Origin of the sequence: Neisseria sp. P0014.S009 (assembly GCF_051958155.1) — a bacterium.
GTDB classification, from domain to species: domain Bacteria; phylum Pseudomonadota; class Gammaproteobacteria; order Burkholderiales; family Neisseriaceae; genus Neisseria; species Neisseria flavescens_C.
Genome location: NZ_JBQCVS010000010.1, coordinates 1 through 12815, shown reverse-complemented (window position 1 = coordinate 12815; position 12815 = coordinate 1). Strand labels below are relative to the sequence as shown.

General features: G+C 49.7%; 13 protein-coding genes. 4 read left to right on the top strand and 9 right to left on the bottom strand.

Going from position 1 to position 12815, the window contains the following annotated elements; all coding sequences use genetic code 11:
- Window positions 1-50: 50 nt before the first annotated feature.
- The 6 genes from ACTHS4_RS08230 to ACTHS4_RS08205 form a co-directional block, all read right to left on the bottom strand.
- A complete protein-coding gene (locus ACTHS4_RS08230; protein ID WP_070826882.1) occupies window positions 51-638 on the bottom strand; it encodes a hypothetical protein in 588 nt (195 codons plus the stop codon).
- Between the two features lie 90 nt (window positions 639-728).
- Entirely contained in the window at window positions 729-1235 is a 507-nt protein-coding gene (locus ACTHS4_RS08225) for a hypothetical protein (protein ID WP_003685697.1), read from the bottom strand.
- Window positions 1236-1684: 449 nt separating this feature from the next.
- On the bottom strand, window positions 1685-3475 hold the full coding sequence (locus tag ACTHS4_RS08220) for an assimilatory sulfite reductase (NADPH) flavoprotein subunit (protein WP_070826884.1): 1791 nt from the start codon (window positions 3473-3475) through the stop codon (window positions 1685-1687).
- A 190-nt stretch (window positions 3476-3665) separates the two neighbouring features.
- Window positions 3666-3989, bottom strand: coding sequence for a DMT family transporter (locus ACTHS4_RS08215; RefSeq protein WP_070826885.1), 324 nt, complete (start codon window positions 3987-3989; stop codon window positions 3666-3668).
- Between the two features lie 27 nt (window positions 3990-4016).
- Window positions 4017-4886, bottom strand: coding sequence for an ABC transporter six-transmembrane domain-containing protein (locus ACTHS4_RS08210; RefSeq protein ID WP_070826887.1), 870 nt, complete (start codon window positions 4884-4886; stop codon window positions 4017-4019).
- An 11-nt stretch (window positions 4887-4897) separates the two neighbouring features.
- The gene (locus tag ACTHS4_RS08205; protein ID WP_440365701.1) at window positions 4898-5323 is read right to left on the bottom strand and encodes a MarR family winged helix-turn-helix transcriptional regulator; all 426 of its coding nucleotides are present in this window, start codon (window positions 5321-5323) and stop codon (window positions 4898-4900) included.
- Window positions 5324-5505: 182 nt separating this feature from the next.
- Between ACTHS4_RS08205 and yddG the strand changes: the two genes are divergently transcribed.
- A complete protein-coding gene (gene yddG, locus ACTHS4_RS08200; protein WP_070827037.1) occupies window positions 5506-6420 on the top strand; it encodes an aromatic amino acid DMT transporter YddG in 915 nt (304 codons plus the stop codon).
- 129 nt (window positions 6421-6549) lie between these two features.
- Window positions 6550-7860, top strand: coding sequence for a sulfate adenylyltransferase subunit 1 (locus ACTHS4_RS08195; protein WP_440365700.1), 1311 nt, complete (start codon window positions 6550-6552; stop codon window positions 7858-7860).
- A gap of 71 nt (window positions 7861-7931) precedes the next feature.
- On the opposite strand, the gene glyA is transcribed toward ACTHS4_RS08195, so the two are convergent.
- Window positions 7932-9182 carry a serine hydroxymethyltransferase gene (glyA, locus tag ACTHS4_RS08190; protein ID WP_314512834.1) on the bottom strand — a complete coding sequence of 417 codons (1251 nt, stop codon included), beginning with the start codon at window positions 9180-9182 and terminating at the stop codon, window positions 7932-7934.
- Between the two features lie 133 nt (window positions 9183-9315).
- Window positions 9316-9690, bottom strand: coding sequence for a hypothetical protein (locus tag ACTHS4_RS08185; protein ID WP_440365699.1), 375 nt, complete (start codon window positions 9688-9690; stop codon window positions 9316-9318).
- A 221-nt stretch (window positions 9691-9911) separates the two neighbouring features.
- Here ACTHS4_RS08185 and ACTHS4_RS08180 point away from each other — a divergent pair, with 221 nt between their 5' ends.
- Together ACTHS4_RS08180 and ACTHS4_RS08175 are read left to right on the top strand one after the other, a co-directional pair.
- Entirely contained in the window at window positions 9912-10130 is a 219-nt protein-coding gene (locus tag ACTHS4_RS08180; protein WP_003746288.1) for a YdcH family protein, read from the top strand.
- A gap of 231 nt (window positions 10131-10361) precedes the next feature.
- Window positions 10362-12563: a FepA family TonB-dependent siderophore receptor gene (locus tag ACTHS4_RS08175; protein ID WP_293198050.1), complete on the top strand. Its 2202-nt coding sequence runs from the start codon at window positions 10362-10364 to the stop codon at window positions 12561-12563.
- A 69-nt stretch (window positions 12564-12632) separates the two neighbouring features.
- Here the strand turns inward: ACTHS4_RS08175 and ACTHS4_RS08170 are convergent.
- Window positions 12633-12815, bottom strand: a 183-nt coding sequence (locus ACTHS4_RS08170; protein WP_440365698.1) for a hypothetical protein, incomplete at its 5' end; no start/stop codon positions are given.

The following is a 12815-nucleotide window of genomic DNA, read 5'->3' as shown; positions in this document are numbered from 1 at the left end:
CGGCCTTTTATATTGTGCGAGTTTATATCAAAGATGGGGTATAAACCGAATCAGCGACGGCGGCCAAAGCCTCGCCCCATGCTTGGGCGGCGGTAGTTGGAAGGCTGACGCGCGGTTTCGCGGTAACGCTGTTGCTGTTGAGCGTTTTGTTGTTGCGCATTTTGCTGTTGGGCACGCAGGGTGCGCGTATTTAGCTGTTGGCTGGTGCGTCCGTTTGGACGTGCGGTTTGATAATAGTTAGTACGGGCTTGACGGGCAATCGGGCTGTTTTGATTGCGCGCCTGTGTGAATTTGTTGGCCAATGCGTTGCCGATAAATGCACCGGCTGCCGCGCCCACCAAGCTTTGCAGCAGCCAGCTGCCGGTGGATTGGTCGTAGATGTATTGTTGACCGTCTGTACCGGTTACCGGTTGGCCGTTGTTGCCGTTGGCTTGTGCCTCGGCAGGAATGGTGTCTTTCACGGCTTCAGGCGTGAGCTGGTAAACTGTATTGTCTTCTTGTTGGCCTGCTTGTTGTGCCAACTGTTGTTGCAATGCTTCGATTTGTTTTTGTTGCTGCTCAAGCTGCGCTTGGGTATTGTCTTTGCAGGCAGCGAGGGCAAAAGTGGAAAGGGCGGCTAAGGCAATCAGTTTTTTCATTGTTTTTCCTGAGAGAGGTTTGTCTTTGCCGAGATTTCGGCGGAGTGTGTTCGCCTAATATTAAACCATTTCCCTGTTTTTCAAGTGGTTTTACAAAATAATATTGGAAAGTTGCGCTGCAAATGCGCGGCTGTTGGCTGCCAGATTGCCCAGTGCAGGCATTTCGTGTTCGGTTTCGATAATCAGCAGGTTGGCAGGGCGGCGGGTGTGCAGGGACATTTGCATTTCAGCGGGAGAGAAGGGCATGTGATGGCGTTTGGCGAAAGCTTCGGCGCGTTTGTTGGCAGTCTTGAGCATAGGCAGCAGGGTAATGTCTAAATGGAAACGGCGTACGCCCAAAACCAAAATACGCGCTGCGAAGAAATCCGCTTCATCAGTAAAAACGTTGGGGCTGCTTTGATTGAAGTCGTGGCGCTCTGCGGCAATCAAAGTCGCGATGGTGCGCACTTGCGGAATCAGGGCTTCGCTGATGAGGCTGTCAGGCGAATCAGGCAAAGTGTGCATGTTGAGCATGCTGTGGTGGCTGTTGCTGTCAACGACCATGCGGCAGGTGTGTAACATTTGGGTTTGGCTGTGGATTTTAGTTGAGGCAGTCATGGCTGTATTCCTTATTTCTTAAAAATGGGTGGATTTAAGCGGCCATGGTGGGTATAAAAAAAGCCGCTCAAATGAGGCGGCTCTAATTTGCGTATTTTCAATTTGGTCTGTTTTAGACAAGCGCAAAAAAGTACCGCACGTTTGTGTGGTACCAATAGAAGAAAGTAGCAGAGCGTTGCGCGGTTTGCATGATGAAAATACGTCTTTAATGTATAAAAGAATGGAACGTAGTTTAAAACAAGAATGCCAGTAATTTCAATATCCAATCGACAAAACCCACCAATAAATCTACAAGTTGTTGTAATCCTTCCAATTTATTTTCTTTCGAGTGAGTCAAATCTGCACAATTATAATGCAAAACCGGGCAAATTGATAACAATCCGAGCAGGCTCTTTAAAAAGGCCGTCTGAAATTCAGCTTTCAGACGGCCTTTATTTTTGTTTATCCAATCAATAAACGTCGCGTTGGTAGCGTTTGTCTTCGCGCAGGTCGTTGAGGTAGTCTTCGGCTTCGTCACGGCTGAGTTTGCCTTGGGTTTCGATGACTTCGATCAGGGCGTTTTCGACATCGCGTGCCATGCGGGCGGCGTCGCCGCAGACGTAGATGTGTGCGCCTTGTTGCAGCCAGTTCCAAACTTCGGCGGCGCGTTCGGTGATTTTGTGTTGGACGTAGACTTTGTGTTCGCCTTGTCGGCTCCATGCGAGGTCGGCGCGGGTGAGGAGGCCGTCTTTGCGCCATTCGCTCCATTCGAGTTGGTAGAGGAAGTCGTCGGCCAGGCGTTGGTTGCCGAAGAAGAGCCAATTTTTGCCGCTGTCGCCATTGGCTGCGCGTTGTTGCATAAAGGAGCGGAATGGGGCGACGCCTGTGCCTGCGCCGATCATGATGATGGGGGTATCGCCGTTTTGGGGTAGGCGGAAGTTGGGGTTGGGTTCGACAAAGACGCGGACTTCGCTGCCTTCTTCGAGGCGTTCGCCCAAGTAGCCGGAAGCTGTACCGGTGTAGGTGTGGTCGTGGTGGTTGAAACGGACGACGCCTACGGTAAGGTGGACTTCTTCACCGACTTCGTCTTGTGCGGAGGCGATGGAGTAAAGGCGCGGGGTTTGTGGGCGGAATAGGCTGTATAGGGTTTGTGCGTCCAGTGGGTGTAGATGGGCGGCAAATACGCCAACGGGCGGTGTGGCGGCGAGATAAGCGTCTAGTTGGGCTTTATCTGCGGCTATGATTTTGAGTTCTTCGTTGTTTGTTAATTCGGCGTATTGTTGGACGAATGCAGGTGTGTTTTGGGTAATGTCTGCAGATTCGGTCAGGGCGGTACGGATGTCGGTTTCGCGGCCGTCTGAAAGTTGGACGGTTTCGTTGCCGTTCAGTTGGTTGAGGTCGAGGATTTCTTGAACGAGGTCGGCGGCATTCAGCGGCCATACGCCGAGTGCGTCACCTGCCTGATAATGCAGACCTGAGCCGCTGAGGTCGATTTCGATGTGTTCGACGTCTTTCTCTGCGTCGCGCGAGGTGATTTTTTGGCGCACGGATAGGGTGGCTGTGTAGGGTTTTTCTTTGGTGTAGACGGTGCCGCTACTTGGTGTTGCTGAGCTGTTTGGTGTAGCGGTTGGACTTGGGCTTGCTGCTTGGGCGGTTAATTTGGCTACTTTGGGTACGACGGCGGCAATCCATGCGTCGGCATCAGCTTGGAATTCTAAGTCGCAAATGCCTAAGTCGTTCAGACGGCCTGCGCCCAGTTCGGCAAATTTGGCATCAAAGTCTTTGCCTGCTTGGCAGAAGTTGGGATAGGAGGAATCGCCAAGACCTAAGACGGCAAAGGTCAGTTTGCTGAGATCAGGTTTCTTTTTGCCGTAGATGAATTTGTACAGGGGCAGGGCTTCTTCGGGCGGTTCGCCTTCGCCTTGGGTGGAGGTAACTAAAAGCACGATGTCTTCGTCGGGCAGGGTTTTGCTTTTGAAATCGCCTGCACTGCTGAGGCGGGCTTCTACGCCGGCAGCTTGAAGTTTGGCATGTAAGGATTCGGCAACGCTGCAGGCATTGCCGGTTTGGGAGGCGGAGAGGACTAATACGCGGCGGCTGACTGTCGAGGCAGCTGTTTGCAGGGCAGATGGTTGGGTTGCTATACCGGATATGCCTTGGCTTTGCGCCCAGCAATAGCCGGAGAGCCAGGCAAGTTGGGTGGGGGATAGTGTGGAGAGTTGGGCGGAAAGTTCGGGTGGAAGCGGATTGGCTTGGCTCATTTGGATTCCTTTGTTGGACGGCTATAACCGATTGTTTGAATAATGGACAGTCGCCACTTTAAACAGGCCGTCTGAAAAAAGGAAAGAATGCTTGGTTTTAATTTAAGATGATTTCGTTATATTCGGGAAGGTATTAGGCCGTCTGAACATGCTCGTTCAGACGGCCTTGGATTGGATAGAAACGGGATTTTCAGTTGCCGCTGGAGAGTTTCATCACTACGACGCCGGAGATGATGAGAAATGCGCCGAGCCAGCGGCCGATGTTGGCGGCATCGTTGAAAAATACAACGCCTACCAAAAAAGCTCCTGCCGCACCTATGCCTGTCCAGACGGCGTAGGCTGTACCCATCGGAATACTTTTTTGGGCAAGGTAAAGGAGGTATCCGCTGCCGACGATGCAGGCAAGCGCGGCGGCAAAGCCATGCCAACGGTAGCCTTCTTGTTGTGCCAGCTTCAAGCCCAATGGCCAGCCGATTTCCAGCATACCGGCTAAGATTAAATAAAACCAACTCATAATATGTCCTGATAGTGTGTTAAGGTTTCAGATGGCCTTGGAAAGATTGTTTTCTTCCGAGAGTTCAACACGTTGTCCGATGTCTTTTAGATTGGAGTATTGTTCGACCAAGCGCGGTACGTCGTCCAAGCTCATTGCAAACATCCATAAATAAGTGCTGACGGAATAGATATGGCCGGCGCTGCCATAGCCTTTAAGCGTCATGTGTATAAAGGCGAAGCCGAACAATACGCTCATCGCCATGCCGATACTGAGATAGCCTAAGGCTTCGCGGTTGGAAATCAGCACGCGTAGTTTGGCAACCCAGCCGTAGTGGCAGTAGAGCTGATGCTCGTTGCCGTCGCGGATAAGGTGGTTGTCGCGTTCAAGCCGGTTGTTTAAACGGAAATATAGGTTTTCGCTGATGGTGGCAAAACGCGACAGCAACCATAAAAACAGGGCAAGTATCGCGACAGCCAATACGCCCACCCAAAATTCCAATATCAGCAACATCATACATGCACCGAAGATGGAGACCAGCGAAGTAGCAGCAATGGGCAGGTGTTCTTCAAAAAAACTGACAAACTCGCGCGATAGGGCGACGCGTGCGGTAATGGCGGAATGCGGTACTTCTCGCTTGCGCTGTTCCAAAACGACCGGGACGGCGATTTCGGTATAGATTTGGGTAAACGTACGCGTATCGGCTACTCGGCGGGCGGCGCCGACCAGCCACATCAATAAAACCACCACACCATACAACATTGCCTGCCAGACTTTGCCTTCCATAACGGCATTAATCGCCCAGCCGCCAAATACGGGATATATCAGCAAGAGCAGATTATCCAAGCCGACGAGAGAGAAGGTTGTGATGAGTTTGCGGCGGTGTGTTTGACCGATGTGTTTCAACATTTTCCACATGGTTGCCCTCCTTATTTAGTATTGAGGGTTTGCGCCATTAATTCGGCCAACGCGTCCAAATCGGCAAACAGTCGGGCTGCACGTTTTTCACCGAAGGCGGTAAATATTCGTTTGCTGAATTCCTGCATGTTTTGCACCAATGGTGTGGCAGATTCCTTGCCTTGCTCGGTCAGTGACAATAAACGTTCGCGTTTGTCTTGTTCGCTTTCGTGGAATGTCAGCAAGCCTTGTTCCGCCAGCGTTTTGCATGTGCCGGAAACGGTTTGCTTGGGCAGGCTCCATTCTTCGCCTATGTATTTTTGAGTGCGGCTGCCTTCGGTGGCTAAGGTATAGAGAACGGCTAAGGTGTTGTAGTTGGTGTTTTGCTGTTTAATCCGTTGGTCAAATGCGCTGTCTATGTGGCTAATGCGCATACCGAGTTGGTCGAGCTGATTCATAAATTGGTCTCAATATTGACTAATTGGATGCGGATTATAGTCATGTTTAGGACTAATTGCAAATAGAAGGCCGTCTGAAACAATCATTTTCAGACGGCCTTGAAACCGTTAAAATAATTAATGTAAAAACGATATATTCAAACTACGATAAACCTAATAAAACCATCTTCAGCACATACGCCATGATTCATTTCTTATCTCAAAATATCTCCTCCAAACAAGCCACTGCCATCGGGCTGCTTGCCGTTGCCTTGTGGAGCTTCGTCATTTCTCTGATACGCTCTTTGAGCCTGCATATGGGGGCAGTGGGCGGCGCGGCAATGATGTACACCCTGTCCACTGTATTGATTTGGCTGATTTTCGGCCGGCCGCATTTGCGCAATTACAACCGCAGCTATTTGTTTTGGGCAAGCGTGTTTTTTGTCGGCTGCGAACTGTGTTTGTCGTTATCGGTCGGTTTCGCGCAAAACGCGAGACAGGCGGTGGAAATCGGCATGGTCAATTATTTGTGGCCGACGTTTACCATCGTCGGGGCGGTATATTTCAACAAACAGCCGTCAAAATGGTGGATAGTCATCGGCTTTGTGCTGTCATTTTTGGGGATTGCCACTGTACTGGGCGGTGATGTCGGTTTGTCGATTTCCGGCATCTACCACAATGTCCGCACCAATCCCGGCGGCTACATCATGGCATTTGCGGATGCGGTGTTTTGGGCGGCATATTGTACGCTGACGGCGCGGGTGAAAGCAGAGGGCAGCAGCGTCGGCTTCTTCTTTGCACTGGTGTCGATGCTGTTGTGGATAGAGTATTTTCTCAGCGGCGCGGATACGTTGAGTTTTGATTCCGTATCGCTCGGCTATGCCGTTGCCGCTGCATCTTGCATGGGGTTGGGCTATGCAGTGTGGAATATCGGTATTTCGCGCGGTAATCTGACCGTATTGGCGGGCGCATCTTATTTCATTCCGGTATTGTCTGCGGTAGTGTCCTCGTTTTTGATCAGCGCGCCTTTGTCCATGACGTTTTGGCAGGGGGCGGGAATGGTGTGCTTAGGATCGATTGTATGTTGGTTGGCGACCCGGAGAAAACAGATGGTGTGAAGCAATATCCCATAGCTTTGCGATATAACGAAAACAGCTTTTTTAACAACCAAACATTCTTTCCCATTTTCAGACGGCCTGTTTAAAGTAGCAGTCAGTTTGAGAAATCACGAGAAATGGGAAAGAATCATGACCGCAGCTTCCGCTCCGCTTTTGCGCTTCATTACCGCCGGCAGTGTCGATGACGGCAAATCCACCCTCATCGGCCGCCTGCTCTACGACAGCAAAACCTTACTGACCGACCAGATTGACAAGCTCAACCGTGCCGCTGAAAACGGCGAAACGCCTGATTTTGCCAGCCTGACAGACGGCCTTGCCGCCGAGCGCGAACAAGGCATTACCATTGACGTGGCCTACCGTTATTTCGCCACGCCCAAACGCAAATTCATCATCGCCGACACGCCGGGACACGAGCAATACACGCGCAATATGGTTACAGGCGCATCGACTGCGGATGCCGCCATTATTTTAGTCGATGCCACGCGCGTCGATTTTTCCGGCAGCGAGCCCGTCCTTCTGCCGCAAACCAAACGCCACAGCGCGATTTTGAAGCTCTTGGGCTGCCCCAATATCATTGTCGCCGTCAACAAACTCGACCTGCTCGACTTTGACGAAGCCAAATATCAAACCATTACCGAGGCCTACCGCAAACTGGCGGAACAAATTGGCCTCAAAGCACAAATCCACTTCCTGCCCATCAGCGCTTTAAAAGGCGACAATATCGTCAATGCCAGCAGCCAAACCCCGTGGTATCAAGGTTTACCGCTTCTGCCTTTGCTCGAAAGCCTGCCCGTCAACCGTCAAAATGCCGCCGACCAAGCCACGCATTTTCCCGTACAACGTGTGGCGCGCCAAGACGGCAGCAGCAGCGACGACTTCCGCGGCTATCAAGGCAGATTGGAAGCGGGCCGTCTGAAAGTGGGCGATGAAGTTAAAGTCCTGCCCAGCGGCCATGTTGCCAAAGTTGCCGAAATCTATAATGCAAACGGTAAAACCGAATCTGCCGAGGCAGGGGAAGTGTTGACTGTCGTTTTGGATGCAGACATCGATGTTTCACGCGGCAACAGCATTGTTTCAGCCGACAGTGCCATTGTTCCCGAACAACAATTTCAAGCCGCGCTTTGCTGGTTTGACGATATTCCGCTCAATCTGCGCCGCAAATATTTGCTGAAGCACACTACCCAAACCACGCCCGTAAAAATCAGCGAAATTGCCTACGTCTGGGACGTGAACACCCTTAGCCGCGTCGAATCCGCCGAAACGCTCAAGCTCAACGACATCGGCAGCGTCAGCTTCAAAACCCAGCAGCCGCTCGCTGCTGCCGCATACGAAGACAACCATGCACAAGGCGCGTTTATTTTGATTGACGAAGCCACTAACCATACTGTCGCGGCAGGCATGATACGCAAAGTCAGCAAAGCAAACAGTTTTGAAATTTAAAAGAAAAGTTGAAATAAAAAAAGGCCGTCTGAAGTTTCAGACGGCCTGTTATTTTATCCAAGGCGAAATGTTTATGCGCCGTAAACCGGATATTTATCGCACAAAGCAGTTACTTGTTCGCGGACTTTGGCGAGATTGGCTTCGTCTTCAGGGTTGGCCAATACGTCAGCAACCAAGTTTGCCAATACGCGCGCATCGGCTTCGTTAAAGCCGCGTGTAGTCATGGCGGCGGAGCCGATGCGGATGCCGGAAGTAACGAATGGTTTTTCCGGATCATTCGGGATGGCGTTTTTGTTGACGGTAATGTGAGCTTTGCCCAAAGCGGCTTCAGCGGCTTTGCCGGTGATTTTCATCGGTTGCAGGTCAACGAGGAAAACGTGGCTTTCGGTACGGCCGGAAACGATGCGCAAACCGCGTTTAACCAACTCTTCCGCCATAGCGGCAGCATTGATTTTCACTTGTTTTGCGTATTGTTTGAACTCAGGTTGCAACGCTTCTTTAAACGCTACGGCTTTGGCAGCAATAACGTGCATCAACGGACCACCTTGCAGGCTTGGGAAGATGGAAGAGTTCAGCGCTTTTTCGTGGGTATTGTCACGGCACAAAATCACACCGCCGCGAGGGCCGCGCAGGGTTTTGTGGGTGGTGGTGGTCACGAAGTCGCAGAATGGCACCGGGTTAGGATATTCGCCGCCGGCAATCAGACCGGCATAGTGCGCCATGTCGACAAAGAGGTATGCGCCGACTTTATCGGCGATTTCGCGGAATTTTGCCCAGTCGATTTGCAACGCGTAGGCAGATGCGCCGGCCACAATCATTTTGGGTTTGTGTTCAAGAGCCAAGCGTTCTACTTCGGCATAATCGAGAACTTCGTTTTCATCCAAACCATAAGTAATGGCGTTGTAGAGTTTGCCGGAAATATTGACGCTGGCACCGTGGGTCAAGTGGCCGCCGTGTGCCAGAGACATGCCCAAAATGGTGTCGCCCGGTTTCAAAACAGAAGCGTACACGGCTTGGTTGGCTTGGGAGCCGGAGTGCGGTTGGACATTGACATATTCTGCGCCAAACAACTCTTTAGCGCGGTCAATCGCCAATTGTTCGACAATATCAACGTATTCGCAGCCACCGTAGTAGCGTTTGCCAGGATAGCCTTCAGCATATTTGTTGGTCAATTGCGAACCTTGGGCTTCCATAACGGCACAGCTGACGTAGTTTTCAGAGGCGATCAGCTCGACGTGGTCTTGCTGGCGTTGGTCTTCTTGGGCGATGGCTGCTGCTAAATCGGGGTCATATTGTGCGAGGGTAACGCTTTTTGAAAACATGTTCTCGATTCCTTTGTGATGGGCTGAAAATATAGGATGGAGTGCTGCGGATTGGTTCAAGATGAACTATTTTTCTTGCATTGTCAACAATTGTGTCGGGTGTTTGGTTTCAGACGGCCTGAGATTGAAGGGTTTATTTGAAAATATCATCTTGTTTTAAATGAAAATCCATTTTTTCCAGAAGTGCGACCAAATCGGATTCGGCTTGGGCGGCTTTAAGATTTTTTGCCAGTTCTACCAAGGCTACTGCATTTAATCGTTCTTTCTCCAACCGTAGAGCTTCTTCGCTGAAGATTTTGATATTGTCTGCCGATTCGGCGGTATCTATTTTTTCAAATGGATAAAATGATTCTTCGTGCACGGCCAAACCGTCGGGCAAGGGGGCAGCATGGTTGAAATCGGCATCATTGACCGGCATCCATGAAGGATGGTTTTCAAGCAGGATAAATTGTCCGTCCATGCCGTTGATGTGACGGAATAGGGTGGTTCGGCCATTGTGTAAACGCATAAGCCCGATTGTATGCCCAAGTCGGCAAACCGTCTAGAAACCTGTTTCTTTCCATTGGGACGATGGCTAATGGTGATATTATTAATTTTGACATAAAACAGTTTCGGCTTAAAAAAGACTGGATAAAACGCCCGTGTTTGTTATAATGAAGCTAAAGATTAATTCGTCCTAGTTTTTGGCAGCAGTACTTTTTTATTTAATTAACAAGAGAGGAAAACAAAATGTTTCCAGAATATCGCGATCTGATTTCTAAACTGAAACAAGAGGATGCACACTTTGCCCGTTTGTTTGAGGAGCACAACGAGCTGGACGATAAAATTACCGGTTTGGTGAATAACGTGGTAACCAGCGGCGCCGAAGAAATCGAGGAGCTGAAAAAAGCCAAACTCAAACTCAAAGACGAGTTGTATGCCCTTTTGCAAAAAGCAGCAGGCAAATAATTAAAATTTGAATAAGGCCGTCTGAACGGTATGATAGGAATCTCGGATTTCGTTTCATACTGTTTCAGACGGCCTTTTTACTTGTTTGGTATTTTGTTATTTCTATTAGCACAATTTAACTTTTAATTGTAAATCACTCTTAATTGCATTGAAAACTCTGTTAAGTTTATTTAAAATCTCAAGTAATTTTTATTTTGATTTTAAACAAACAAAACCAAGAGAAACGATGCAATGAAAACATTCACACTCGCCATTTTGCCTTTGGCGTTAATTAGTGCATTCTCACACGCAGCTGAAGAGAAAGCAGTTGAACAGGCTGAAGTCGATACCGTTTACGTTACTGCCGAGAAGCAATTGCAGCAATCGCTCGGTGTATCACGTATTTCTAAAGACGACATCGACAAACGCCCTGCAGCCAATGATATTTCCGAATTTGTCCGCACCATGCCCGGTGTCAATCTGACCGGCAATACGGCAACAGGTCAGCGTGGCAACAAACGCCAAATCGACTTGCGCGGTATGGGTCCTGAAAACACTTTGATTTTGATTGATGGCAAGCCGGTTAATTCGCGCCAGTCCGAACGCATCAGTATGCGCGGTGAACGCAATACGCGTGGCGACAGTAACTGGGTACCGGTTGAGGAAATTGAATCCATTACCGTTTTGCGCGGTCCGGCGGCAACACGTTATGGCTCGGGTGCGATGGGCGGCGTGGTCAATATTGTTACCAAAAAAGTGTCTAAAGAATTTAAAGGCCAAGTCAATCTTTACGCCAATCAACCGCAAGACAGCAAAGAGGGTGCAACCCGCCGTATCGGATTCAATTTGAGTGGTCCAATTATCCAAGATACTTTGGGCTTCCGTATTTACGGCAATTTAAATAAAACGGATGCAGATGCTGCTGATATTAATGCCGGACACGGTAATGACAGCGCGGCCGGTGTCGAAGGCGTACGCAATAAAGACATTGCAGGCCGTCTGCAATGGAAAATCAGCCCTGCACAAACATTGATTTTAGACAGCAGTTACAGCCGTCAGGGCAATATCTACAACGGCGATACGCAAAACAGCAATCCGCGTTCTGCTTTGGTTAATTCTTTGGCCGACAGCAAAGCCGAAACTGCCCGCTTATACCGTTCCGCTTATTCTTTAACGCATGACGGCGCATGGGAATGGGGTGATACCAAAAACGTGATCAGTTATGAGCGTACAGTCAACAGCCACTTGCCTGAAGGTTTGGCAGGCGGTCCGGAAGGCAGCTATACAGGCTTGGATTTTGTTCAAAGCCGTCTGAAAAACCTGCGCTTTAGCAGCGAAGCAAATATTCCGTTTAAACTTGGTGTTGATAATGTGTTGACGGTCGGTGCGGAATTTACTGACAGTAAGTTGGACGATCCTGCTTCCAATAGTCAGGGATTTAAAGACCAAGGTAAAACCGATGCGTTTAACGGTATCTCCGCAACGCGCGGCGGCAAGGCTTCGCAACGTAACTGGGCAGCCTACGTTGAAGACAATATTTCATTGACCGACAAAACCCATTTGATTCCAGCCATCCGCTTCGACCACAACAGCGACAGCGGCAGCAACTGGAGTCCAGCTTTGAACTTCTCGCATCAAATCGGCGAAAACTGGTTGGTTAAAGGCGGTGTTGCCCGTGCGTACAAAGCGCCAAACCTGTATCAAACCAATCCCGACTTTATCCTGTACACACGCGGTCAGGGATGTCCGCTCAATGCGCCGAACAGTGTCCGCTGCTACTACATGGGCAACGGAAATTTGAAACCTGAAACCAGTATCAATAAAGAGATTGGCCTTGAGTTCAACAAAAACGGCTGGCAGGCTTCTGCAACCTATTTCCATAATGCGTACCGCAATAAAATCGTGATCGGCGACCAGCTCATTGCTACCAGCAATATCGGCAACTGGCTCCTGCAATGGGAAAATACGCCGAAAGCGACTATTTCGGGTATCGAAGGCAACTTGGTGATTCCGTTGCATGACACACTCAAGTGGAGCAACAATTTCACTTACATGCACAAATCCGAAGATTATCAAGGCAATCCATTGTCTTTGGTGCCGAAACACACCATCAACAGCACATTGTCTTGGACACCGAACGAACGCTTCGATGCCAACCTGACCTTTACCCACTACGGTCGCACCAAGCCGCGCGGCGTGGCAGTCAACCGTTTGGAGCAAAACGGCAATCCGCGTGCAGGCGTGGCAGCGTTGTCTTCCGAACATAACCAAACGCAAGTCGGCTCTTACGGCATTTGGGGCATCAATGCCGGCTACAACTGGAATAAACGCGTGGCCGTCCGTGGCGGTATCAGCAATCTGTTTGACAAAAAACTGTATCGCACAACTGCCGGCGCACAAACTTACAACGAGCATGGCCGTGCCTTCTACGGCAGTTTGAAAGTATCGTTTTAAGTAGTAGCGTATTAAATCAGGCCGTCTGAAACGGTGTGAAATGAAATCTAGGATTTCTGACACATGGTTTCAGACGGCCTTTTGATTTTTAAATTTAGAAGCATTTGTTGTTACGGAATTTGCTTCACTTTTTAGAAAAGTAAAAGGGCGACACTCGCCGCCCTGAGAATACAAACTGAGACCTTTGCAAAATTCCCCAAAATCCCCTAAATTCCCACCAAGACATTTAGGGGATTTTCCATGAGCACCTTC

Bases quoted from the DNA above. Each gene is read 5' to 3' on its own strand.
- ACTHS4_RS08180 (WP_003746288.1), top strand. From the start codon at position 9,912: ATGTTTCCAGAATATCGCGATCTGATTTCTAAACTGAAACAAGAGGAT.
- ACTHS4_RS08230 (WP_070826882.1), bottom strand. From the start codon at position 638: ATGAAAAAACTGATTGCCTTAGCCGCCCTTTCCACTTTTGCCCTCGCT.
- ACTHS4_RS08185 (WP_440365699.1), bottom strand. From the start codon at position 9,690: ATGCGTTTACACAATGGCCGAACCACCCTATTCCGTCACATCAACGGC.
- yddG (WP_070827037.1), top strand. From the start codon at position 5,506: ATGATTCATTTCTTATCTCAAAATATCTCCTCCAAACAAGCCACTGCC.
- ACTHS4_RS08195 (WP_440365700.1), top strand. From the start codon at position 6,550: ATGACCGCAGCTTCCGCTCCGCTTTTGCGCTTCATTACCGCCGGCAGT.
- ACTHS4_RS08210 (WP_070826887.1), bottom strand. From the start codon at position 4,886: ATGTGGAAAATGTTGAAACACATCGGTCAAACACACCGCCGCAAACTC.
- glyA (WP_314512834.1), bottom strand. From the start codon at position 9,182: ATGTTTTCAAAAAGCGTTACCCTCGCACAATATGACCCCGATTTAGCA.
- ACTHS4_RS08205 (WP_440365701.1), bottom strand. From the start codon at position 5,323: ATGAATCAGCTCGACCAACTCGGTATGCGCATTAGCCACATAGACAGC.
- ACTHS4_RS08220 (WP_070826884.1), bottom strand. From the start codon at position 3,475: ATGAGCCAAGCCAATCCGCTTCCACCCGAACTTTCCGCCCAACTCTCC.
- ACTHS4_RS08175 (WP_293198050.1), top strand. From the start codon at position 10,362: ATGAAAACATTCACACTCGCCATTTTGCCTTTGGCGTTAATTAGTGCA.
- ACTHS4_RS08215 (WP_070826885.1), bottom strand. From the start codon at position 3,989: ATGAGTTGGTTTTATTTAATCTTAGCCGGTATGCTGGAAATCGGCTGG.
- ACTHS4_RS08225 (WP_003685697.1), bottom strand. From the start codon at position 1,235: ATGACTGCCTCAACTAAAATCCACAGCCAAACCCAAATGTTACACACC.